The 22039-nt window shown below is 72.3% G+C and carries 19 protein-coding genes; 7 read left to right on the forward strand and 12 right to left on the reverse strand.

The window, feature by feature from the left end; all coding sequences use genetic code 11:
• The first annotated feature begins 63 nt into the window (after nt 1–63).
• On the forward strand, nt 64–1680 hold the full coding sequence (locus ACOKM3_RS28995; protein WP_426903962.1) for a SpoIIE family protein phosphatase: 1617 nt from the start codon (nt 64–66) through the stop codon (nt 1678–1680).
• Between the two features lie 452 nt (nt 1681–2132).
• Nucleotides 2133–2480, forward strand: coding sequence for a 5-carboxymethyl-2-hydroxymuconate Delta-isomerase (locus ACOKM3_RS29000; RefSeq protein ID WP_426903963.1), 348 nt, complete (start codon nt 2133–2135; stop codon nt 2478–2480).
• A 1559-nt stretch (nt 2481–4039) separates the two neighbouring features.
• On the opposite strand, the gene ACOKM3_RS29005 is transcribed toward ACOKM3_RS29000, so the two are convergent.
• The 6 genes from ACOKM3_RS29005 to ACOKM3_RS29030 form a co-directional block, all read right to left on the reverse strand.
• Nucleotides 4040–4753 (reverse strand): TetR/AcrR family transcriptional regulator, encoded by a 714-nt coding sequence (locus tag ACOKM3_RS29005; protein WP_426903964.1) that lies wholly within the window; start codon nt 4751–4753, stop codon nt 4040–4042.
• 68 nt (nt 4754–4821) lie between these two features.
• Entirely contained in the window at nt 4822–5901 is a 1080-nt protein-coding gene (locus tag ACOKM3_RS29010) for a PDR/VanB family oxidoreductase (RefSeq protein WP_426903965.1), read from the reverse strand.
• Nucleotides 5898–6791, reverse strand: a complete 894-nt coding sequence (locus tag ACOKM3_RS29015; RefSeq protein ID WP_426903966.1) for a metal-dependent hydrolase — start codon at nt 6789–6791, stop codon at nt 5898–5900. Before ACOKM3_RS29015 ends, ACOKM3_RS29010 begins: the two co-directional genes overlap by 4 nt.
• Before the next feature lie 73 nt (nt 6792–6864).
• Nucleotides 6865–8784, reverse strand: coding sequence for a hypothetical protein (locus ACOKM3_RS29020; RefSeq protein ID WP_426903967.1), 1920 nt, complete (start codon nt 8782–8784; stop codon nt 6865–6867).
• 68 nt (nt 8785–8852) lie between these two features.
• On the reverse strand, nt 8853–9359 hold the full coding sequence (locus ACOKM3_RS29025; protein ID WP_426903968.1) for a tetratricopeptide repeat protein: 507 nt from the start codon (nt 9357–9359) through the stop codon (nt 8853–8855).
• A gap of 54 nt (nt 9360–9413) precedes the next feature.
• Nucleotides 9414–12542 (reverse strand): alpha-N-acetylglucosaminidase, encoded by a 3129-nt coding sequence (locus ACOKM3_RS29030; RefSeq protein ID WP_426903969.1) that lies wholly within the window; start codon nt 12540–12542, stop codon nt 9414–9416.
• A gap of 72 nt (nt 12543–12614) precedes the next feature.
• Between ACOKM3_RS29030 and ACOKM3_RS29035 the strand changes: the two genes are divergently transcribed.
• Nucleotides 12615–13049, forward strand: coding sequence for a hypothetical protein (locus ACOKM3_RS29035; protein ID WP_426903970.1), 435 nt, complete (start codon nt 12615–12617; stop codon nt 13047–13049).
• Nucleotides 13050–13110: 61 nt separating this feature from the next.
• Here the strand turns inward: ACOKM3_RS29035 and ACOKM3_RS29040 are convergent, their stop codons facing one another.
• The 5 genes from ACOKM3_RS29040 to ACOKM3_RS29060 all read right to left on the reverse strand — a co-directional run bounded on the left by ACOKM3_RS29040 (nt 13111) and on the right by ACOKM3_RS29060 (nt 17669).
• Complete coding sequence (locus ACOKM3_RS29040) at nt 13111–14655, reverse strand: DUF1996 domain-containing protein (protein ID WP_426903971.1); 1545 nt, start codon at nt 14653–14655, stop codon at nt 13111–13113.
• Between the two features lie 55 nt (nt 14656–14710).
• On the reverse strand, nt 14711–15214 hold the full coding sequence (locus ACOKM3_RS29045) for a winged helix-turn-helix domain-containing protein (protein WP_426903972.1): 504 nt from the start codon (nt 15212–15214) through the stop codon (nt 14711–14713).
• A 139-nt stretch (nt 15215–15353) separates the two neighbouring features.
• Nucleotides 15354–16385 carry a glutamine synthetase gene (gene glnII / locus ACOKM3_RS29050; protein ID WP_426903973.1) on the reverse strand — a complete coding sequence of 344 codons (1032 nt, stop codon included), beginning with the start codon at nt 16383–16385 and terminating at the stop codon, nt 15354–15356.
• 158 nt (nt 16386–16543) lie between these two features.
• Nucleotides 16544–17212, reverse strand: coding sequence for an RlpA-like double-psi beta-barrel domain-containing protein (locus tag ACOKM3_RS29055; protein WP_426903974.1), 669 nt, complete (start codon nt 17210–17212; stop codon nt 16544–16546).
• A gap of 94 nt (nt 17213–17306) precedes the next feature.
• Nucleotides 17307–17669: an arsenate reductase family protein gene (locus ACOKM3_RS29060; RefSeq protein WP_327663669.1), complete on the reverse strand. Its 363-nt coding sequence runs from the start codon at nt 17667–17669 to the stop codon at nt 17307–17309.
• Nucleotides 17670–17806: 137 nt separating this feature from the next.
• On the opposite strand from ACOKM3_RS29060, the gene ACOKM3_RS29065 reads away from it, so the two are divergent.
• Nucleotides 17807–18088: a hypothetical protein gene (locus ACOKM3_RS29065; protein ID WP_426903975.1), complete on the forward strand. Its 282-nt coding sequence runs from the start codon at nt 17807–17809 to the stop codon at nt 18086–18088.
• A gap of 79 nt (nt 18089–18167) precedes the next feature.
• Here the strand turns inward: ACOKM3_RS29065 and ACOKM3_RS29070 are convergent, their stop codons facing one another.
• Nucleotides 18168–19382 (reverse strand): winged helix DNA-binding domain-containing protein, encoded by a 1215-nt coding sequence (locus ACOKM3_RS29070; RefSeq protein WP_426903976.1) that lies wholly within the window; start codon nt 19380–19382, stop codon nt 18168–18170.
• 116 nt (nt 19383–19498) lie between these two features.
• Between ACOKM3_RS29070 and ACOKM3_RS29075 the strand changes: the two genes are divergently transcribed.
• From ACOKM3_RS29075 to ACOKM3_RS29085, 3 genes are read left to right on the forward strand one after another with little or no spacing between them, the layout of a single operon-like run.
• Nucleotides 19499–20005, forward strand: a complete 507-nt coding sequence (locus ACOKM3_RS29075; protein ID WP_426903977.1) for a hypothetical protein — start codon at nt 19499–19501, stop codon at nt 20003–20005.
• A gap of 17 nt (nt 20006–20022) precedes the next feature.
• The gene (locus ACOKM3_RS29080) at nt 20023–21369 is read left to right on the forward strand and encodes a DUF2252 domain-containing protein (RefSeq protein ID WP_426903978.1); all 1347 of its coding nucleotides are present in this window, start codon (nt 20023–20025) and stop codon (nt 21367–21369) included.
• A 58-nt stretch (nt 21370–21427) separates the two neighbouring features.
• Nucleotides 21428–22039, forward strand: a complete 612-nt coding sequence (locus tag ACOKM3_RS29085; protein ID WP_426903979.1) for a chemotaxis protein CheB — start codon at nt 21428–21430, stop codon at nt 22037–22039.

Genomic DNA, 22039 nt, shown 5'->3' on the forward strand with positions numbered 1-22039 from the left:
CAGGACCCGTCCGAAGGACCCTAGGGGGGCCCGCGCCGCTCCGGCTCAGCGAGGGGCCTGCTCGTGAACGCCAAGGTTCAGAGACCTGGGACCGACGTCGGTTGCACCGTCCTGGTGGTCGACGACAGTGCAGCAAGCCGGTACGCGCTGGGCGCCGTCCTGAGCCGGGCGGGCCATGTCGTCGTCCCGGTCGGCTCCGCGGGCGAGGCCCTCGTCGAGCTCGATGTGCGGCTGCGGGCAGGGGAGTTGCCCGATGTGGCGCTCGTGGACGTGGGACTTCCCGACCTCAGCGGCTTCGAGCTGTGCCGCAGGGTCAAGGCGCTACCCTCGCTCGCCGGGATTCCCGTCGTGCACTTCTCGGCCCGCCCCTCCGCGCCGGCGGACCGCTGCCGGGCGCTCGACGCGGGCGGTGAGGCCTATCTGACGGTGCCCGCCGAACCGGAGGAGATCCGCGCCGTCGTACGTGCCGCGATCCGCGGGGCCCGCGAACTCACCGACACCCAGGCCCAGTTCGACCATCTCACGCTGCTCTCCCGGGTCGTCCTCGACGTGCAGGGCGCCCGCGATCTCGCCGAGCTCGCCCGGACGGCGGCCGCAGCGACGGCCCGGCTCACCGGGGGCGACGCCGCCGTTTTCGTCCTCGGGGACCACGGCGCGGTGCACACGGGCCTGTCCCGGAGCGCGGCGGCGCCCGCGGGGCCCGACGCCGCCGCGCGCGAGCGGGCCGTCGAGCTGGTGCGGCGGATCAGCTGCGGGCCCGGCGGCGTGCGCACCACGCTGCGGCCCGGGACCGCGTGGCCGCAGGCGTACTTCGGGCCCGGCGGCGCACGGCTCACCCTCTCCCGCACCCGCGACGGCCGGCTCCCCGTCTGTCTGGCCACGCCCGACTTCGCCGACCCGGAGGGCAGGACGGGGCCGCTCGTCGCCCAACTCGCCCGCGCCATCGCGCTCGCCGCGGAACCCCTCGTCCTGTACGAGCAGGAGCGGCATGTCGCCCACACGCTGCAACACAACTTCCTGCCCTCCGTGTTGCCCGCCTTTACCGGCCTGGACATCGGCTTCCGCTACGAACCCGCCTCCCAGGAGGCCGAGATGGGCGGCGACTTCTACGCGGCGCTGCCCACCCCCGAGGGCGTGCTCGTCGGCGTCGGCGACGTCGTGGGGCACTCGCTCGACGCGGCCACGGTGATGGTCGAGCTCCGGCACGCGCTGCGCGCCTACTGCCTGGAGGACCCGCGCCCCGCCCACCTGGCGACCCGCCTCGACCGGCTGCTCCAGCACTACCACCCACAGCTCACCGCCACGCTCTGCCTCGCCCTCGTCGACCCCGCGACGGGCCGTACGCGGGTGGCCAACGCGGGGCACATCCCGCCGCTGATCGTGCCGGTCGGCGGCGCGGCGCGGTACGCGGACGCGGCGGGGCCGCTGCTCGGGCTCGGCCTGCCGCACCCCGAACCCACCGTGCTCGACCTCGCCCCCGGTGCCCGCCTCCTCATGGTCACCGACGGCCTCATCGAGACCCGCGGCACCGATCTGTCCGTATCCATGGAGGAACTGCGCCACGCCGCCGCGGGTGCGCCTGCCGCACCCGACGACCTGTGCGATGCGCTCCTCGCGAGATTCGGCCGCGACCGGGCGGACGACATCGCGCTGTTGGCGGTGCGGCGGGCTTTGCGGTGAGGTGAGGGGGTGTTGGGGCGGGGGCCGGGGGCCGGGTGTTTGGTGGTGCGGGGCGCTTTGCGGTGTTCGGGGGTTGGGTGTTTGGTGGTGCGGCGAACGCCGGGTGTGCGGTGGTGTGGCGTGGTCCGCGGTGCCGGGTGTTCGGTGGTGGGGCGTGCTTCGCGGTGCGGGTGTTTGGCGGTGGGGCGTGCTTTGCGGTGTCGGGGTGCTGGGTGTCTGGCGGTGCTGTGTGCTTTGTGGTGCCGGTGTTCGGCGGTGTGGGGTGCTTTGCGGTGTCGGGTGTCGGGTGTCCGGTGGTGCGGTGCGTTCCGGGGGCCCGGTGGTGCGGTGCGCTTCGTGGTGTTCGGTGGTGCGTCCGCTGGGCGGGACGTGATTGTGCGGGCGGGGGCTTCCGGGTGAAGGTTGGCGCCGACACGCGTGCGCGCACGCACCACGACACCTCGGAGGGCCCCATGCCGCAGATCACCGTCGACCACTCCGCGGACCTCGACGACCGCCTCGACCGGGCCGGGCTCGCCGCGGCCGTGCACCAGGCGGCCGTCGACACCGTGGCCGCGCGCATCCCCGCGTGCAAGACGCGGTTCCGCGAGGTCGGGACCACGGTGGTCGGGGAGGGGCCCGCCTCCCTCGTGCACGTGGAGATCGCGTTGCTGGCGGGGCGTACGGCGGAGGCGAAGACGGCGCTCGCCGAGGCGGTTCTGGTGGCGCTTCCGGTGCACGTCAAGGAGCCGGCGGGCGTGCATTTCTCTGCCGAGGTGCGGGACTTGGATCCGACGTACCGCTCCGCGGTCGGCGCCTGACGTCGGGAGCGGGCTACCCGTTCCCACGCCACGGGGCTCCGCCCCGGACCTCGCGGGCTCCCGTCCAAGAGCGGGGCTGATTGTGCCGAACCGGCGTTACGGTCCGGTGCCGCGCCCCGGGCGGGCTGATTTCGCCGAACCGGCGTTACGGACACGGGGCTCCGCGAGTCTCGTCCCGGAGCGGGGCATGATTTACCCACCCGGAGCGGGGCATGATTTACCCACCCGGAGCGGGGCTTGATTTGCCCACCCGCCGCGGGGGTTGTCCTGCCCACCCGCAGGCGATCGCCCGGCTCTGGCCCATCTGCCATCCACCGCCCATCTCCCACCCGCCCGCCCCCTCCGGGGGCGTCGGCCCGACGGGGTGCCGCACCCGACTTGGGCGATCCGCCGTCGGCCACGGCCCCCCGCCCTGCCGTGACCGATGCCGCCCCGCCGTGGGCAACTCCGCCAGCCGCGACACCCCGCCCGCTGTGGTCGACGCCGGCCCGCCTGGGGTAACGCCCACCCCGGCTTCCGACCCGTTGCGTTCGGCCGCACGCGCCTTGGGCAATCTGCCGCCCGGCACGGTTCCCCCGGTTGCGGTCGACCGTCACTGCCTCGGGCAATCCGCCGCCAGCACGGCCCCCACCTGTGGCGGTCGGTACTGCCCCGCCTCGGTTAATCAGCGGGCGCCCCCCCGGCTCCTCCTCATCGCGGTCGGTACTGCCCCGCCTTGGGCAATCTGCCGCCTGGGGCGGCAGGGTGGGCAAGGCGGCACCCCGGTGCCGCGCAACCATCACGACAGGCGCCGGCCCCGGCACGGCGAACCGGGCCCCGGGACGGGCCGAAGCCCTCGGAGGGGGCGGGCGGTGGGAGATGACCGGGCACCGGCGCAGCCGGACAGGGGGCGGTGCCGTGTGCCGAGCGCAGGGGCGCCTACCCGGGCTAAGCCCCAAGACCCGGTGCCGCGCTCCCCTTACGACGGGCTCCGCCCCGGCGCCGCGACCTGGACCCGGGGCGGGCCGAAGCCCCCGGAGGGGGGATGAGCGGGTACCGGTGCAGCCGGACAGGCACCGGTGCCGGGCGCTGAGCGCAAGGGCGCCCACCTCGGCGCAGCCGGACAAGGACCGGTGCCGTGTGCCGAGCGCAGGGGCGCCTACCCCGGCTAAGCCCCAAGACCCGGTGCCGCGCACCCAGGATGGGAGGCGCCGACTGCGGCACGGCGGGACCCCGGTGCCGCGCACCCCTTACGACGGGCCCCGCTCCGGCGCAGCAATCCGGGCCCCGGGACGGGCCGAAGCCCCCGGAGGGGGCGGGCGGTGGGAGATGACCGGGCACCGGTGCAGCCGGACAGGGGTCGGTGCCGTGCACTGAGCCCACCTCGGCGCAGCCGGACAAGGACCGGTGCCACGCGCCGAACGCCGGGGTGGCCACCCCGGCAAAGCCCCAAGCCCCGGTGCGGCGCACCCAGGGCGGGAGGCGTCGACCACGGCACGGTGAGACCCTGGTGCCGCCCAACAGCGCGGACCACGTCCACCACGGCACGGTCAGCCCCCGGTGCCGCCTGACGCTGCGCCTCAGCCCGCCGCCGGGACCCCGGGGGACGGCGCCAGCGCCGCGAGGCGGGTGATGAGGGCCGCGAAGGGACCGTCCACCGGCTCGTCCGCGAGGATGTGCCGGAGGAGCCCCGCCATCTCCTCGTCGTACGCCGCACTCACCGCCGCAAGCGCCGCGAAGTCGTGGACGAGCTGGAGTTGGAGCTCCGAGCGGGGAATGCGGCGGCCGTCCAACCAGATCAGCGCCGTCGACTCGGCGAGCGATATCCAGGAGCGGACGACGAGTTCGAGGCGGGCGGAGGGCGCCGCCACCCGCAGATGCGCGAGGATCTGCACGTACGCCGCCTGTCGGACGGAGTCGATCAGCGCGTTCGTCGCCGAAGAGCCGACCGCGGGCCCACCCCGCATCAGCGCGGAGAACCCCGGCCCGTGCTGGTCCACGAAGTCGAAGTAGCGGCCCATCACGCGCAGCAGCCGCGCCCCGAGCGGCCCCTCCTGCGGTTCCTCGAACCGCTCGGCGAGATCCTGCGCCGCCCGCCTCAACGCGGCCTCGTACAGGCTGAGTTTGCCCGGGAAGTAGTGGTAGACCAGCGGCCGCGAGATGCCCGCGGCGGCCGCTATCTCGTCGATGGAGACGTCATCGGGGGAGCGGTTGCTGAACAGTTCGAGTGCGACCCCGATCAACTGTTGCCGCCGCTCCTCGACTCCCATCCTGCGCCGCACCCCGGTAGTCATGCCGAACACTCTACCGAGCGATTCCGGCCTGCCAACCGCCCCCCGCGCACCGTCCCCGCCCGCTCGCACTACAGGTCGAGAACCAGGCGCTCGCCACGCGCCCGCGAAACGCAGATCAGCATCGAGTCGGCGCGCTCGGCATCCGTGAGCAACTCGTCGCGGTGCTCGATCTCCCCTTCCAGGACGCGCTGTTGGCACGTTCCGCAGAAGCCCTGCTCGCAGGAGTACGGGGTCGCGGGCACGGCCGAGCGGACCGCGGCGAGCACCGTCGTGCCGGCGGACACGTCCACCACTTTGCCGCTGCGCCGCAGCTCGACCTCGAACGGGCCGTTACCCTCGGTCGAATTGCGTGGCGTGAACCGTTCGTTGTGCAGCGTGCAGTGCTCGGGGAGGGCCACTTCCACCGCGGCCAACAGGCCCTCGGGGCCGCAGCAGTACACGGCCGTGCCGGGTGCGGTGTCTGCGAGCGCGGCGGCGAGGTCGGGCCGCCCGTCCTCGTCCTCCGCCACGACCGTGACCCGGCCCGCGGCCCCGCCACCCAGCTTCTCCACGTCCTCCACGAACGGCATCGAGGCCCGCGACCTGCCCCCGTACAGCAGCTTCCAGTCGGCTCCCCGTGCCGCGGCCTCCCGCAGCATCGGCAGGATCGGGGTGATGCCGATGCCACCCGCGACGAACACGTACGCGGGTGCCGCCGCGTCGAGGGGGAAGCGATTGCGCGGACCGCGCACCTCGACCTCGATGCCCTCCCGCACCTGCTCGTGCACCTCGCGCGACCCGCCGCGCCCGCCCTCGTCCGCCGGGATCAGCCGCGTGGCGACGGTGTACGACGACGTGTCCTCGGGGTCGCCGCACAGCGAGTACTGCCGTACGAGTCCGGAGGGGAGTACGAGATCGAGGTGTGCGCCCGGTCGCCATGGCGGCAAGTCCCGGCCTTCCAGGCGGAGTTGTGCGACGCCCTCGGCGACCTGCTCGTGTCGCGTGACGAGCAGGTTCAGCGCGCGGGCCCGCGGCCGCCCCGACGTCGGCTCCTCCAGCGCGGGCAGCGGCCACAGGGGTGAGCGCTGCACGCGCCGCCGCATGGCCCGCCGCACGACGTAAGCGGCGCCGGCGACGACCACGGCCTTGCGCAGCGTACGTCCGTTCATCGGGCGGCTCCCTGCCGTGCGGCCTCCCGGGCCTCGGCCGCGGTCGCGGCGGGCGACGAGGCGAGATAGGCGACGGCCTGCTCGGTGTCGCCCTCCTGGTCGGGGTGGTAACTCCGGCTCAGATAGCGGGGGATGGAGCGCGCCATGGCGCCGGGCGTCGGCAGCACGCCCCGCTTCCCGCCCTGGTAGAACTGCTTGAAGGAGGCCTTGCCGTCGAGCAGCGTCGGATCGTTCTCCATGAAGAACCGCGCGCCGCGCTGCCACAGGAAGACGAGCGCGGTGAAGGCCGTGGCCCAGGTACGCACCCGGCGCCGGTAGCTGCCGTCGAGGTGCTCGAACAGCTCGAAGGCCACCGCCCGGTGCTCGACCTCCTCCGCGCCGTGCCAGCGCAGCAGGTCCAGCATCGTGGGGTCGGCGCCGCGCCTGTCCAGCTCCTCGGCGTTCAGCACCCAGTTGCCGAGGAAAGCCGTGTAGTGCTCGATCGCCGCGATCAGCGCGACCCGCTCCATCAGCCACCACTGCCGCGCCTTGCCCGGCGGCAGCGTCCGGTCGGCGAGCAACTTCTCGAAGAACCAGTCGACTTGGGCGGTGTACGGCGTCGGGTCGAGCCCCTGCTCCCGCAGGTGCGGCAGCACCTCGTCGTGCGCCTGCGAGTGCATGGCCTCCTGGCCGATGAACCCGATGACGTCCTCGCGCAGCCGCTCGTCCGTGATGTACGGCAGCACCTGCTTGTAGACGTGCACGAACCAGCGTTCGCCGGCCGGCAGCAGGAGGTGCAGGACGTTGATGGTGTGCGTGCTGAACGGGTCGTCCGGCAGCCAGTGCAGGGGCGTCTTGTCCCAGGCGAACGACACCTGGCGTGCCTTCAACGGGACGCGCGTATTAGACATGGCGTCAATGTACTGACGGGTAGGACGAGTGGACACCCCTCGTGCGCGACTTTCTTCACGCCTGTGATCTGAGCTACTTCAGGGGCTGAACCTTCGCTCCCTGGGCCGTCCGCCCCGACAACGACACATCCGCGCCCCGCGCCACCCGCACCGCAAGCATCCGCCCGGAGGACGACCGCCCCGCCGCGGTCACCGAGTTCACCCCCTGGCTGCCCGCGGCAACCAGGTACCACGCCCCCTCCCGCGACTTCCACCGCACACCGGCGAGCACCTGCGGATCACGTGACCCGCACGCGGGCGACGACTGCGACTTCGCCGCGACGACGGCCGAGTCCGCCCCCGGCGCCCGGAACAGCGCGAGGGTGCGCGGACCGCCGCCCCGCCACGTGTCGGCCCGCGTGCACCACCACTCGGCCGTCCCGTTCGCCGCCGGCAGCGCCTGGCGCGCGTACGCCCAGGAGTTGACGGAGCGCACCCCGTGCGAACGCGCCGCAGCGAGCGAGCACGCGGTCGTCGCCCAGTCCGCGGGCCGCGCCTCGCGGGGCTCGGCCGGGCTGCCGGACGTGAGGTGCGCGGGCACGAGTTCGCCGAGGTCGGTGGTGAGCCGGGTGCCGGTCGAGTCGGTCAGCGCGAGCGCGTTCCACGACGTGCAGGACGTCGCGAGCGCCGGGCTCGGGAACGGCGCCGTCACGCCGTCCTTCGTACGTGAGAGCGCCCGCGCCCCCGCGGACGGCTTCAGGAGGTCGCGGGTGGCGGCCCTGGCCACCCAAGGGGCGGTCAGATAGCGGACGTTGCCGTCGGCCCGGTCCATGACCACGGCGCTCGACTGCGCGTCCGCCGCCCCGTCGACCCGCGCGAAGTCGAGCGCGGCGCCGCTCGTGCCGCTCTTCGGCTCGGCGTAGCGCACGATGCGCAGCCCGTCGTAGAGCAGCACGACCCGGGCCTGGTCGAGCTCGCCCGCGTACAGCAGCTGCGGCGGTCCGGGCGGCGCGCCCGCCGGGGTGCCCGGTGTCGCCGAGACCTTCACGGAGCCGCCGGGCCGCGCCCACACGGCGAGCGCCCTGCGAAGCAGCTCCTTGTCCCCGGTGAGCGAGCCGCGCGCGGGCCACACCGAGAAGTCGGTGCGGGCCGATGTCTTCCACGCGGACGGCGACACCTTCCGCAGCTTCGCCGGATTCAGGGCCGCCTGACCCGCAGGGTTCTTCGCGTACGGCGGGGCCGCCGCGCCGTCCGGGGCCCAGCCCTCGCCCGGCAGCCCGAGCAGCGCGCCGCACACGAGGGTCGCCGCGACCGCCGCGATCGCCGCCTTCAGGTGCTGGCGGCGGCGCATCAGATCGGTGGGCCGCGCGTGCAGGGAGCACGGGTCGAACTCGGGGGACTCCAGGAGCTCCGTGCAGGACCCGGCGTCGGCCGCGAGGCCGCGCGCCTCGGCGAGCGCCGCGGCCGCGTCCTCCTGCGTGCAGCCCGCCTCGATGAGGACCGCGCGGGCGGCGGCGTCGTCGAGGCGCTCCAGGCCGCGCAGCACGTAGGCCGCGCGGGCGGGGCCGCTCAGCGCGGAAAGCTGCTGATCCAGGGCCAGTTCATCGGCGCCGCCCGACTTCGGGAACAGCCGCAGGCCCCACACCTGCGGCAGCAGCGGCGGCAGCTGCGCCCGCTTGGGCCAGGCCATGCGGCGCAGCGGCAGCCCCGCGTCCAGGGCGCTGCGCAGCACCTTCAGGCGTACGTAGGCGAAGCCGGGGTCGCCGGTGCGGCCCGCGGAGTCGCGCTGGGCCGGGATCGGCGCGGGCGCGTCCGCGGTGCGGCCGCGGGGGAGGGCCCGCTGGACGACCGAGTGGGCGGTCAGCACGCGGCGGTTGCGGCCGAGGCCCGGCGGCAGCACGAGGTACGCGAGCCGTACCAGTCGTGGGTAGTGCTCGACCAGGGCGGCCTCGGCCTGCTCGACGTCGATGACGGCGGCCGGCGCTGCGGACGGGGGCGTTGATTGCTGCTGCACCTTTGACTGCACGTTCAGCTGAACGAGCGAATCGTGGGATGGTCACAGCCGTCACTCCCCGCACGGGCCTATTCGGACACGGCCAGCGCCTTCGCATAGTTCGCCATCGACCGCTGGTACCGGGGCAGATGGGGCGCCAGCGCGCCGAGCACCAGGGCGAGGCCCTCCCTGTCACGGCCGAGACTCGACAGACACAGGGCGAGGCAGGCCCGCACCGCGTCGTCCAACTCGTCGCCAGGAGCGGTCAATTCCGGTTCGAGCAGCGCGACGCCCTCTTCCGGGCGCCCCATGTTCCGCAGTGAGCTGGCCAGTTGAATCTTCGTACGGCGGGCCCGGTAGCCGCTCAGGCCGAGGCGCAGCGCCTCCTGGTACAGCGGGACCGCCTTGTCGGAGTGGCCGGTCGAGTCGAAGGCCGAGGCCCGCTCGAACGGGGCGACGGGGCTGCCTGCGGGCAGCTCCGCGGCGAGCCCGTCGATGAGCGCGCGGAACTCGCCCGCGCCGGCCTCGTCGTAGGCGTCGATCGTCGCCCACGCGGCCGCGATCCGCTCTTCCCAGTCACTGCTCTCGGTGCTCACCGGGGCACTCTCACACAGCGGCGCCCCGGTGTCACCGGAGTTACGAGAACCGGATCAGCTCAGCTTCCAGCCGCTGAACTCCACCGTGCCCCGCGTCCCGTTCCCGCCGTTCGTCGCGCTCATGAACATGCCCACGCCCTGCGCGGAGGCGAGCCTGGGCGAGGGCACGGTCGCGACCGTCCGCCACGTGGCGCCGTCGTCCGTCGAGCACTCCCCGGTGTACGAGTCGCCCGCCCGGGACAGCCGCAGCAGCACCGGCGCCTTGATCCCGGTGATCCGCTTGTACGTGTCGAGGGTGCCGTCCCCGTTGCTGTCGTAGGAGAGGACGACGCCGTTGGCGGGCGTGACCGACAGATTCGCGAAGCCCAGGGACCCCGAGCCGCCGATCGAGTTGCTCACCATGATCCCGGCGCGCGCCCACGGCCCCGTCACCGCTTGCGCGTCCACGCGCACCACCGCCACCGAACCGTCGCGGAACGCGTTCGCGCGGTACAGCGCGCCGAACTCCGCGGTGCCCTTCCACAGGTCGGCGCCGCCGCCGTCGATCGCGAACCGCTCGTCGAGCTGCCCGAAGACCGCCGCGTTGTTGCTGTACGTACGCCAGCTGTCGGCCAGTGGCCCGGCCTCGAACAGCGTGCCCTTGTGGACGTGGGTGACCCGCTCCTCGCCGGCCGGGCCGTACCGGACGTCGATCGTGTACCGGAGCGGGCGCAGCGGCTTGTCGAGCGGGGTGCCGGGCGCGCTCGCCTCCCAGGTCACCGTGCCTTCACCGGCCGGAGCCACGCCCGGCAGCGAGGTGGCGCCCGTGGGCTCGGCGTCGATGCCCTTGAGCTCGAAGTCGACGCGGCCGGTCGCGCGCAGCCCGTTGACATTGCGGAACGTGGCCACCACGCGCGCGTGCCCGCCCGGCGGGAAGGCGGGCGGCTCGGCGGTGACCGTCACGGAGCCCTGGTACGGGGCGCGCGCGAGGACGTCGCGGGCCCGTGACGCCGTCCGGTACGGGTCCCCGTACGCCCGCAGCGGATAGTCCTTGCGCTCGCGCGTCCACGGTTCCTCGAACGCGAACCAGTCGACCTTCGCGGGCTCCCGGCCCGCGGCCAGCGCGTCGGACAGTTCGTCGAGCCACTTCTGCCAGCGCGGCAGATAGAAGTCGGCGATCAGGCCCTGCCAGTCGCGGTTGGCGTACTCGTGGAGATTGCCCGGATCGGACGTGGCCCGGTCGCCCCACACTGTGATGAGCGCCTTCGCGCAGCGCTCGAACTCGGCGCGCTCGGCGTCGTTCGTGGCGAGGTTCCGGGCGTCCTGGATCCAAGGGCCCAGCAGGAACGCCGAGTTGGTGCCCGTCACGTCGTCCGAGAGCCGCATCAGCTTCAGCCACAGCGTCGACAGCGCCGTGAAGGTGGCACGGTCCTTGTCGGCGTAGGCCGCCTTCAGCTGCGGCAGGAGCTGGCGGCTGCGGTGCGCGAGGGCCTGCCGCGTCACGTCCACGAGGTCGTATTTGTACGCCGCGCTGCCCCTCGACTTCCCGCTCACGCCGAGGAGTCCGGCGAGCGCCGCGTCGAAGCGGCCCGGGTCGTAGGCGAGGGCGCGCGGCCCGTAGTAGGAGGCGCGGTCGGCTGCGAGGTCGGGGCGGGCCGCGAAGAGCGAGTCGTGCGGGTCCGAGCGCTCGACGGCCTTGTGCTGGTACGCCGTCTCGTGCAGCGCCTGCCAGGCGGCGCGGGCGTCCTTGTCGCGGCGCCCGTAGCGGAAGTCGGCATACGAGGCGAACCAGGCCGCCCGGTCCAACTTGCCGTCCATCCAGGCAAGTTCGGACCACAGCTCGAACGCCGCCGGGTCCCGGTCGGTGCCCTCCGGCATGTACGCCGTACCGGCCAGCGCGCTGTTCGCCTTGTCGCGCCACGCGAAGAACTTCTGCTCCCAGATGTGCGCGCGGGCCCCGATCGTCGTACGGCCACCGAAGTTGGGGATCGTGCCGAACGCGTACGGGGTGCCGCCCCAGTCCTTCTCGCGGTCCGTGACCGAGGTGAACCGGTCGGACACCCCGTCCACGATCAGCATCTTCTTCTTGTCGATCGCGTCGATCAGCTCGGGCAGCGGGTTCGCCTCCCAGCCGAGGATCACCCACGTCGCGCCCGGCCGGTTCTTCTGGAGCGCCGCCTCGACCCCGCGCGCCGCGTCCGGGACCGGCACGTCACCGGCCGTGCCGCCCTCGTGCAGCAGATCCATCTTGAAGGCGCCGATCCCGCCGAACAGGTCCTTCTGGTGCCTGTAGAACGACTCCGCCACCCGCGCGAAGGCCGTGGTGCGCGGGTCGAGCCAGTCCGGCCGCTCGAAGCCGTGCCACGTGCCCTGCGGCACCACGTGCGCGTCCCCGCCGCCCCGCGCAACGAACTCCTTCGGCACGTGCCCGTAGTAGCCGGGCATCACCGGCTTCATGCCGAGCGCACGCAGCCGGTCGACGATTCTTCGCCCCAACTCCGCGCGTCTCTCGATGAGTTCGGGCGAGAGCGGACCCCCGTACGAGGAGAGGTTCTGGAGCAGCCACCACGGCTGGTGGGAGGGGGCGGGCAGCCAGGACCGCGCCTCCTCGTCGCTGTAGCCGAAGTCCTTCAGCACGCGGTGGTAGACGGCCTCCATGCCCGCGATGACCAGCACCTCGTTGCAGCCGTGCAGCGCGAGGATGTCGATCTCGCGCTCCCAGTACGACCAGTCGGCGAAGGGCGCCGTATAGCCGTCGTTGGTGTCGTTCAGCGCGAAGCGGTGGGGGAGCCGGGTGCTGCGCTCCAGCGTCTTCGAGGGCGCCGGGAGGCGGTCCGGCAGGTCCAGCTGGGAGCCGTTCCAGGCGATGTGCGCCCCGCACTCGTACTTCAGAAACCAGTGGACCCCGGCGAGCAGCGTCGCCGGGGTCGTCGCGTACACCGTGATGCGGCCCTGCGTCCCGGTCACCCGGAAACGGTCCTCCGTGCCGCTCGCGGCCAGCAGTCTGAGACGGAACTGGTCCGCGTGGTGCGGCAGTTGACGGTTGAGTGCCGCGCGCGCCTCAGCCGTATCAAGAACGGGCGCCCGGCCCGCGGCAATCGGCCGCGGAGCCGCCTGGGCGGCCGGAGCACCGGCCCCCAGGGCCGTGCCGAGGCCGATGGCGGCCGTCGTGCCGAGAACAGTGCGTCGCGATGGTGCGGACATACGTGTACCCCCCTTGCGTCGCGGTTGGTGCGGCGCACGGTAGCAACGGAACGTACGGGACAGGAGAACGCAATGAGGAAGATGCTGGCGGCGGCGGCCGTACTGCTCGCGGCCGCGACCGGATGCGGCTCGGGCGGCTCCGGCGGGGCCCCGAAGGACGACACGCCGAAGATCCCCCGTACGGCCTCCGGGAGCCTGGAACACCTCGCGAAGGAGGCGGGCTGCCGCCCCGACATCCAGACCGACGCGGCCGACATCCGGCAGGCCAACTGCGGTGCGGGAGACGGACGTTACATTCTCGCCACCTTCACCACCGACAAGGGCCAGGCCCAGTGGTTCGACCAGGCCAACGACTACGGCGGCGTCTACCTCGTCGGACCCAAGTGGATCGCGGTCGGTGGCGCCGCACAGCTCACGAAGCTGCGCGGCCGGCTCGGCGGGACCCTGGAGAGGCCCGCCTCGCACCACACGGGGAGTAGTGGTGGTGGGGGTCACGAGGAGGGGTAGCTCTCCGGGTACGAGGGTCGCCGCTGAGCCGGCCGCGCAGCGGCCGGGGTGGGGCGATCGCTCAGGTGCAGCGATCGCCCTTGTTGATGCAGTCCACGACCTTCTGCATGGTCTGGTCGTCGAAGACGTTGATGAAGTCGTCATGATCCGTGATCGGCTTGTGCAGCTGCTCGGGGAAGCCGTCCACGGCGAACGGGTTCTTCACCTGCCCGTTCTCGATGGTCGGCGTCTGCACGTCGTACACCAGGCGCATCTTCAGCTGCGGGATGGCCTTGAAATTCTGCGGGCAGTTACCGGCCTGGTCGGCGAATGCCACGTGAGTGCGATGGTTGGCACTGTCGATGTTCTGCCCGTCCCAGCAGCTCTGGAACGCGAAGCTGCGCACCACCTTCGAACCGTCGGGGCACAGCGGGTACTTGTCCGTCAGCTGACGGTCCTCGAAGCCGGTGCAGCTCCAGTGCGCGTTCGCGTTCGCCGTGCCGTTGGTGAAGGCCTTGGCGTCACCGGTGATGATGCGCAGGAACTTCGGCATCGCGACGACGTCGCTCTGCGGGCTCCCGACGAACTTGATGCTCGCCTTCTGGGCCTGGAGGACCTTGCCGACGTTGCCTTCCTTGCCGCCGCCGTCCTTGTCGGCGTCGAAGTCCTTCGTGCCGTCCTGGAGGCGCAGCACCGGCCAGTAGTACGTCGACTTGTCGCCCTGGTTCTGACAGCTGGTGTCGGCGTTCGCCAGGTCGTCGTTGCTGGAGAAGGCGTCGTTGTCCTGGTTGCCCACGTAGTCGTGCAGGTGGTGCGCGCCGTTGGTCACGCCGGGCGCCACGATGAGGTTGTCGGTGTTGAACTTCTTGTTGTCGTTGACGCCGCAGCGGGTGGTGAAGGTGCCGGTGGAGGCGTTGTCGCCATTCTGCGGCTTCTGGACATTGGGCTGGACCTTGGTGATGTCGGCGAAGTCGGCGGCCACGGGGCCGTTGCCGGCCTGTCCGCCGTTGCCCTGCTGCTGGTCGCCGCCGCCCTGGTCCCCGCCGGCCTGGCCGTCGCCACCTGCCTGGTCGCCGCCCTGGTCGCCGCCGCCCTGGTCCGAGCCGTCGCCCTGCCCGTCCGGGGGCTGTTGCTCGCCCTCCTGGGGCTGGGCCGTGCACTCGGCCATGTCGTTCATGCCGTCGGGGGCCTGCCCGCCGCGGCGCTCCATCTCCAGGCGGATGCGCTCGAGAATGGCGCCCCGGTTCTTCTTCAGCGGATCCATGATGCTGTTCCGCACGAACTGCGGGTCCCGCGCGGCCGCGTCCCGCGTCGAGGCGAGCCGCTTGTACGCCTGCGTGATCTGGCTGTCCAGAGTGGCGAGTTCACCGTCGACCTCGTCTCGGGCGCCGTCCGGAACGTCGGACAGTTCGGTGCCGACGTCCGGACAGTCGATGGTGGCCACTTGTTGCGTCTGCTGTGTCTGTTGCGTCCCGCTGCCCGCGTCCTGCCCGTCGGCCGAGTCCTCGTGGGCCGACGCGTACACGTTGACCGCGACCAGCCCACCTCCGCCCAGGAGCAGTGCGGCCGACGCGATGGTCATGCGCGTCGTCAGCGATGAGCGCCGTTTGCGTGAGGTGCGTCCCATGGGACTACGTACGCAACGGGGGCCGACCCTGTTCAATCGGCCCCCGGAATTCACCTCAACTGCCGGTGGGTGGCGTGTACTTGTAGCCGACGCGGCGCACCGTACGGATGGTGTCCCGGTACTCGGCGCCGAGCTTGCGGCGCAGCCGGGCGACATGGACGTCGACGGTGCGGCCGTCGCCCACATGCCCGTATCCCCACACGGTGTGGACGAGGGTGTCGCGGGTGTGCACGCGGTGCGGATGCCCGACGAGGTGGGCGAGCAGCTCGAACTCCAGGTAGGTGAGGTCGAGTTGGCGGCCCGCGACGTGCACCGTGCGGCAGGCGGTGTCGACGGAGATGAGCGGGTCGGTCAGAAGGGCAGGAGCCATGATGAACTCTTTTCGCGCGAGAGGACGTCGGGGAGCAGGACGTACGTCATGCGCGCGGGCCGAAGGCCGTGGCGGCCGGGGCAACGGCTTTAGAGGGCCCGCGCGTTCCTCACGCGGCGACACACACGGTCGAAATCGTGGTGCTGGCGGGACGGCCAGAACGGCTCGAGGTCGTGCCGACGACCCCACGAGCTGCTGTTCCGGTAAAGACTGGCCATGCCCTCATTGAAACAGATGCGTCACGCAAACGAGAGGGCGCCCACACAATGTGGACACCCTCCCGAAGCGAATGGCCGGATGCGGCCGGATTCGGACCCGGCCGGCGCCGTCAGACCTGGCCGGCCTTGTCGAGCGCGGTGCAGCAGGTGTCGACGAGCAGCCGCGTCACGACGTACGGGTCGACGTTGGCGTTCGGGCGGCGGTCCTCGATGTAGCCCTTGCGGTCGCGCTCGACCTGCCAGGGGATGCGGACCGAGGCGCCGCGGTCCGAGACGCCGTACTTGTACTCGTCCCACGGGGCGGTCTCGTGCAGACCGGTGAGGCGGTCGTCGATGCCGGCGCCGTAGTTCTTCACGTGGTCGAGCGGCTTGGAGCCCTCGCCGAGCGACTCGCACGCGGTGATGATCGCGTCGTAGCCCTCGCGCATCGCCTTCGTGGAGAAGTTGGTGTGCGCACCCGCGCCGTTCCAGTCGCCCTTGACCGGCTTCGGGTCGAGGGTCGCGGAGACCTTGAAGTCCTCGGCGGTGCGGTAGAGCAGCCAGCGGGCGATCCACAGCTGGTCGGAGACGTCCAGCGGCCCCACGGGGCCGACCTGGAACTCCCACTGGCCGGGCATGACCTCGGCGTTGATGCCGGAGATGGCGAGACCCGCCTTCAGGCAGTTCTCGAGGTGGGCCTCGACGACGTCACGGCCGTGGATCTCGTCGGTGCCGACGCCGCAGTAGTAGCCGCCCTGCGCGGCGGGGAAGCCGCCGACCGGGAAGCCGAGCGGGCGGTCGCCCTCGAAGAAGGTGTACTCCTGCTCGATGCCGAAGATCGGCTCCTGCGAGCCGAACTTCTCCTCGACCTCGGCGAGCGCGGCACGCGTGTTGGAGTGGTGCGGCGTCATGTCGATGTTCAGGACCTCGCACATGACGAGGATGTCGTCGCCGCCGCGGATCGGGTCCGGGTACTGGGCGACGGGGCGGAGCACGAGGTCGGAGGCGTGGCCCTCGGCCTGGTTGGTGGAGGAGCCGTCGAAGCCCCAGACCGGAAGCGTGTCCAGGCCCTGCGGCTGACCCGCGATTATCTTGGTCTTCGAACGGAGCTTGGCCGTCGGCTGGGTGCCGTCGATCCAGATGTACTCAGCCTTGAAGGTCACGGGCCACTTCCTCATTCACGCGGGTCTCGAACTGCCGGGAACTCTGTCACCAGGGGGTTTCTCGGCCGTTGCTCGTTTGTGAACCCCGTGTTACCTGAGCGGTGCGGGGCGGGAAGTGGCCCGTGGGCTTGTATGCGATACGCCCTGCGCCGGCGCCGTTACCCCACCTTCTCGATGCGGGCGTTGCGGATCAGGAACTTGCCGGGCTCCCGTACCTGCTCGAACGCGGCGTTGTTGAGCAGGGCGCAGGACCCCGATGTGGAGGTGACCTCGACGGTCGTGGACTTGTCGTTGTCGAGGTTGGTCACCTTCAGCTGTGTGCCCGCCGGGAACTGATCGCTGGACGCGGCCGGGGCCCCGCCCTCCCCGGAAAGCGTCACCTGCTGCCCGGCACACACTTGCTCACCGGAGGCGGCGGCCTGGTCGGAGGCGGCCGGGGCCGAGGCATCCGGTGCGGAAGCGGGGGCGGAAGCGGAGGCGGAGGCGGAGGCGGAAGCGGGGGCGGATGCCTCCGCCCCCGTATCGCATCCGGAGGCCTCCTGTTTCCGTTTGATCTCCGCGATCACCGCTTCACGGTTGGCGATCCGGGCCTCGGACTGGGCGTCGGGGTTCGCCTTCTGCCCGTCGATGAACTTCTGGTTGTTGGCGAGCGCGGTGGTCAGCCCGTCGCACGCGACCGAGCTCTGCGCACCGCCCTGGGCCCCCTGGTCCACCTGCGACGCGTTGCTGGTGGCCGCGAGGGCGAACGCCCCGCCGCCCGCGACCACCGCCGCGGCCGTCGTGAGGGCGAGCCGCTTCTTCGGGCCGAGAGTTCTCCTGCGTGACATGCGCGCCTCCTGTCGTGAGATGCACGTTGTTGCGCACGCCGTTACGTACGAGCAGTCGAACCCGAACACTCAAAGCCGGGGTCTGTCGCTCGGCTCAGCGCCGCGACATCGCCTCGCGCACCGACTCCTCGCTGCGGCCCACGACCGCCGTGCCGTCCTCGGCCGTGATGATCGGGCGCTGGATCAGCTTCGGGTGGGCGGCCAGCGCCTCGATCCACTGCTCACGACTGTCCGCGTCGCGCGCCCAGCCCTTCAGGCCGAGCTCCTTCGCGTCGGCCTCCTGGGTGCGGGTGATGTCCCACGGCTCCAGGCCGAGCCGGCCGAGCACGGCGCGGATCTCGTCGGGCGTCGGCACGTCCTCCAGGTAGCGGCGCACCGTGTAGTCGGCGCCCTCCGCGTCGAGCAGGGTGAGTGCGCTGCGGCACTTCGAGCAGGCCGGGTTGATCCAGATCTCCATGGGGACAACGGTACGCGAGTGAAGTCGTGCGGCGCCCCTCAACTGGGCTCTGGCCAGCGGCTTTTGTCAGTGGGTGGCAGTAGAATAGAAGCAGTGTTCGAGGGCTACGGGGGCTCTCGGACGTCCGCGACAGGAGGATGCCTGTGCCCGCTGCCGCCGCTCCGCTGCTGTTCGATCTGCCGTACACGCCACTCGCGAAGAGGCCGCTCCCGCCGGGGCGCCCCCGCGACTGGTACATCACCCACAACCGCCGCCTGAAGGCCATGCGCCTGGCGATAGCCCTGCTCGACTCCGGCGTCTACCTCCCCAACCAGGCCCACAACCGCAAGATCCGCGCCACGGCCGAACGCGTAGGTATCCACCCGCCGTCGGACACGACGTGTCACATGGTGCGGGCGCTGATGCGTTACAGCCGGTAACTCAATCAAGCCCCGCCGGCGATTGAGGCGCGGGGTCCGGGGCAGAGCCCCGCGACCCCCGCCCCGTCGCGGCCCGAGATCAGGACGACGCCAACTCCTTCTCCAACGGCGTCCGAAACCGCGGCGTGACCCGGGTCCCACCCAGCCACGCCGCAAGGCGCTGCGCCTCCGCGGCAACCGCCCGTTCCGCGGCCCGCCCACCCGACGAGTCCAACAACCGCCACACCACCTCACCCCCCGCACCCTGCCCCCACCCACCCACGATCCGCCCGCCCCACCACACCGTGGGCCCGATGTTGCCGCTGCCGTCGAAGAGCGCGGGGCGCAGCTCCGGCGGGCAGTACCAGTCCCGCTCCTGCCAGCCCATCGACGTAGGGTCGAGGCCCGGAAGCAGCGCCGCCCACGGCTCCAAGTCACCCTCGGGCGCGTCCACTTGATCGGCCATCACGTACCCCGTGCCGCCGCCGTCCAGGGACACCGCCACCGCCCCCACCGCGGCCAGCGCCTTGCGTACGTCCGTGACCTTCCACCCCGTCCACCACTTGAGGTCCCCCTCCGTGGCGGGCCCGCACGCCCCCAGCCACAGCCCGAGCAGCTCCGCCTGCGCCTCGGCGACCGGCAGCTCCGGATGCGGCGGCGCGACCGCCCACCGGAACTGCGTCGAGGTCCACGAGCCGAGCGGCCGGCCCCGTACGACCCGCCCCTCCACCCCGAGCACCCGCATGAGCCGCGACGACACGGTCTGCTCCGCCTCGTAACTCTTGCCCCTGCCGTACGTGAACTGCTCCCTCAACCGCGGTTCGTCCGCCACGAGTTCGGTCACCGTCGCCTCCCCGCGCCGCTCGAGCGCGGCCAGCGCCGACGCCTCCACCTCCGCCAGCCACTCGGGCGTGAGGCGCCCGTCGCTGCCGCCCGCGAGGTCCTTGAGCAGCCCGGCCCGCGCCTTCGCCGCCACCGCGAGCCCGGTCGACGCGTGCACCGTCGCCGCCAGCTCCGCCGGGAACGTGAACACCGTGTGCCGCATCCCGTGCATCCGCACCAGGCTGCGGTCCTCGTACAGCGCCCGCTCGACGTCCGCGACCGTCCCGGAAGGCTCCGCGAGCCGCGCCCCCACCGCCAGATACACGGTCGCCGGATCCGTGCCGTGCAGCGCCACGAGCGAGCGCGCGACGTCCTCGGCGCGGTCCGCGCGTGCCGCGGGGGCGAGGCGGTGCGCGCGGGCGAGCCGGGCGCGCCGCTCCTCGTCACCGATGTGCCGCACGGTCCCTGTGCTCTTCGTGTTCATGCGGCACATCCTGCCCGCCGCAGCGCCGCGAAGGTCACCTGTTTGCCCCCCTTGGCATGCGCCCCGCCCCTGCCCCACCGTTGACTGAGGCGACCTGCAGTGGTGGTCCAGCGGAGGTGTCGGCGATGGCGGACGTACGGCGAGGCGCACGAGGTTCACGAGGCGTACGGGCGGTGGGCGCGGCCCTGTGCGCGGCGGCCCTGGCCGTGGCCGCGGCCGGCTGCTCCGACGACGGCGACGGCCCCTCCAGCGCCGCGTCGAAGGCCGCCTCCGCCGCGTCCTCGGCCGCGTCCAGGGGCGCGGACGTGGTGGCGTCGGCGACCGCGGAGGCGCAGCAGAAGTTCAACGACTTCAAGGACGGCGTCGACGCCAAGGGCGACGTGAAGCTCGGCGACGTGAAATCAGACGGCGACCGCACCACGGTCCCGGTCACCGTCGACAACGGAGCCTCGGACACCAAGTCGTACGTCGTCCAGGTCGGCTTCAGGAACGGCGACGACAAGCTGGTGGACACCGTCGTGCTCAACGTGAACGATGTGCGGGGCGGCGACTCCAAGGACGCGACCGCCCGCAGCACCCACTCCCTCGACGGTGACATCACCGCCGAGGTCTCCCGCGCCCTGCGTCATTGACCGAAGGGGCGCCCGCCATGAGCAGCCCCGCCGAACGCGCCGACCAGGGCAGACGGGCCCGCAAGCACAGCCCCCGCTCCTCGCACGGCCCGTGGATCCCCTCCGCCGACCGCCCCGACCCCGTCGTGACCCTGGAACGGCAGGGCGCCGACCGGCTCCGCGACCTGCTGCCCATCCGCTACGGGCGGATGGCGGCGAGCCCGTTCGCCTTCCTGCGCGGCTCCGCCGCCGTGATGACCGGTGACCTCGCGGCGACACCCCACACGGGCCTCACCGTCCAACTCTGCGGCGACGCCCACCTGTTGAACTTCGGCCTGTTCGCCGCGCCGGACCGCGCCCTGCTCTTCGACCTCAACGACTTCGACGAGACGTACCCAGGCCCCTTCGAGTGGGACGTCAAACGCCTCGCCGCCTCCATAGCCGTCGCGGCCCGCGACAACGGCCACTCCGACAAGCAGGCCCACCTCGCCGCCCTCACCTCCGTCACCGCGTACCGCGACAACATGCGCCGGCTGGCGGGGCTCGGCGAACTCGCCGTCTGGTACGAGCGGATCGACGCCCACGCGCTGCTCCCGCTCATCCGCTCAGGACGCCACCGCCGCCGCGTCGAGCACACCCTCGCCCAGGCCACCCGCCGTACCAGCCTGCACGCCCTCGGCAAGCTCACCGAGACCACCCCCGACGGCCGCCGCCGCATCGCGTACGACCCGCCGCTCCTCGAACCGGCCGGGATCTCCGACGCCGCCGCCGTCCGCAAGATGTTCGGCGACTACCGCTCCACGCTCGCCGAGGAACGCCGCCGGCTCCTCGACCGCTACCGCTTCGTCGACGCGGCCCGCAAGGTCGTCGGCGTCGGCAGCGTCGGCACCCGCTGCTTCATCGTGCTGCTCGCCGGGCGCGACGCGGACGACCCGCTGTTCCTCCAGATCAAGGAGGCCACCAGGTCCGTCGTCGAGGACCACATCCCGAACCACGGCCCGTACATCCACCCCGGCCACCGCGTCGTGTCGGGACAGCGCCTCCTCCAGGCGGCGGGCGACATCTTCCTCGGCTGGATGACGGGACCGCAGGGCCGCTCCTTCTACTGGCGCCAGCTGCGCGACATGAAGGGCTCCGCCGACGTCACCGCCATGCCGCCCGACGAACTCCTCGCCTACGCCCGGCTGTGCGGCGCCGCCCTCGCCCGCGCGCACGCCCGCTCCGGCGACCGCATCGCCCTCGCGGCCTACCTCGGCGGCAAGGACGTCTTCGACCGGGCGGTCGCCGCGTTCGCGATGCACTACGCGGAGCAGACCGACCGGGATCACGCGACGCTGCTGTCCGCGATATCGGCGGGAGTCCTGACGGCGGCGCCCGGCGCGTGACCGCCGACCCGCTCTGTATCCATAGCCGCAGGCCTGCCGGGCGTTTAGGGTCAATGCTGTGCCGTCACCGATCAGTGCCGACCGTACGGACGACAGTTTCGGCGTCGTCGCCGTCGCCGCGTCCGCGGGCGGCATCCATGCCCTTGTCACCGTTCTCGGCGGGCTCGGTGCCGACCTGCCCGTGCCCGTCCTCGTCGTCCAGCACCTGGACCCGCACCACCGCACCGTCCTCGCGGACATCCTCGACCGCCGCACCGCCCTGCACGTCAAACTCGCCGAAGCAGGCGAGCGGGCCCGGCCCGGCACCGTCCACATCGCGCCGCCCGACCGCCACCTCCTCGCCGGCCGGGACGGCACCCTCGGCCTCTCCCTGGGGGACCGGGTGCACTTCCTGCGGCCGTCCGCCGACCCGCTCTTCGAATCCGTCGCCGACGCCTACGGGGCCCGTGCCGTCGCCGTCGTCCTGAGCGGCACGGGCAGCGACGGCGCCAAGGGTGTCGACGCCGTCAAGGCACAGGGCGGTACCGTGATCGCGCAGGACCCGGAGACCGCGGAGTTCACGGGGATGCCGGAGGCCGCGGTGGGTACGGGGGCGGTGGACTTCGTGCTACCTCTGGAGGAAATCTCCGCGGCGATCCGCGGACTCGTCGACACAAGAGGCAGTAGGTAG

The sequence above is a fragment of the Streptomyces nidicola genome (genome assembly GCF_050106155.1).
In the GTDB taxonomy this organism is placed as follows: Bacteria; Actinomycetota; Actinomycetes; order Streptomycetales; family Streptomycetaceae; genus Streptomyces.

What these genes read in the sequence shown, in the direction of transcription:
- ACOKM3_RS29000 (WP_426903963.1), top strand. Translation starts at nt 2,133, where the DNA reads ATGCCGCAGATCACCGTCGACCACTCCGCGGACCTCGACGACCGCCTC.
- ACOKM3_RS29005 (WP_426903964.1), bottom strand. Translation starts at nt 4,753, where the DNA reads ATGACTACCGGGGTGCGGCGCAGGATGGGAGTCGAGGAGCGGCGGCAA.
- ACOKM3_RS29010 (WP_426903965.1), bottom strand. Translation starts at nt 5,901, where the DNA reads ATGAACGGACGTACGCTGCGCAAGGCCGTGGTCGTCGCCGGCGCCGCT.
- ACOKM3_RS29015 (WP_426903966.1), bottom strand. Translation starts at nt 6,791, where the DNA reads ATGTCTAATACGCGCGTCCCGTTGAAGGCACGCCAGGTGTCGTTCGCC.
- ACOKM3_RS29030 (WP_426903969.1), bottom strand. Translation starts at nt 12,542, where the DNA reads ATGTCCGCACCATCGCGACGCACTGTTCTCGGCACGACGGCCGCCATC.
- ACOKM3_RS29035 (WP_426903970.1), top strand. Translation starts at nt 12,615, where the DNA reads ATGAGGAAGATGCTGGCGGCGGCGGCCGTACTGCTCGCGGCCGCGACC.
- ACOKM3_RS29040 (WP_426903971.1), bottom strand. Translation starts at nt 14,655, where the DNA reads ATGGGACGCACCTCACGCAAACGGCGCTCATCGCTGACGACGCGCATG.
- ACOKM3_RS29055 (WP_426903974.1), bottom strand. Translation starts at nt 17,212, where the DNA reads ATGTCACGCAGGAGAACTCTCGGCCCGAAGAAGCGGCTCGCCCTCACG.
- ACOKM3_RS29060 (WP_327663669.1), bottom strand. Translation starts at nt 17,669, where the DNA reads ATGGAGATCTGGATCAACCCGGCCTGCTCGAAGTGCCGCAGCGCACTC.
- ACOKM3_RS29065 (WP_426903975.1), top strand. Translation starts at nt 17,807, where the DNA reads ATGCCTGTGCCCGCTGCCGCCGCTCCGCTGCTGTTCGATCTGCCGTAC.
- ACOKM3_RS29070 (WP_426903976.1), bottom strand. Translation starts at nt 19,382, where the DNA reads ATGTGCCGCATGAACACGAAGAGCACAGGGACCGTGCGGCACATCGGT.
- ACOKM3_RS29075 (WP_426903977.1), top strand. Translation starts at nt 19,499, where the DNA reads ATGGCGGACGTACGGCGAGGCGCACGAGGTTCACGAGGCGTACGGGCG.
- ACOKM3_RS29080 (WP_426903978.1), top strand. Translation starts at nt 20,023, where the DNA reads ATGAGCAGCCCCGCCGAACGCGCCGACCAGGGCAGACGGGCCCGCAAG.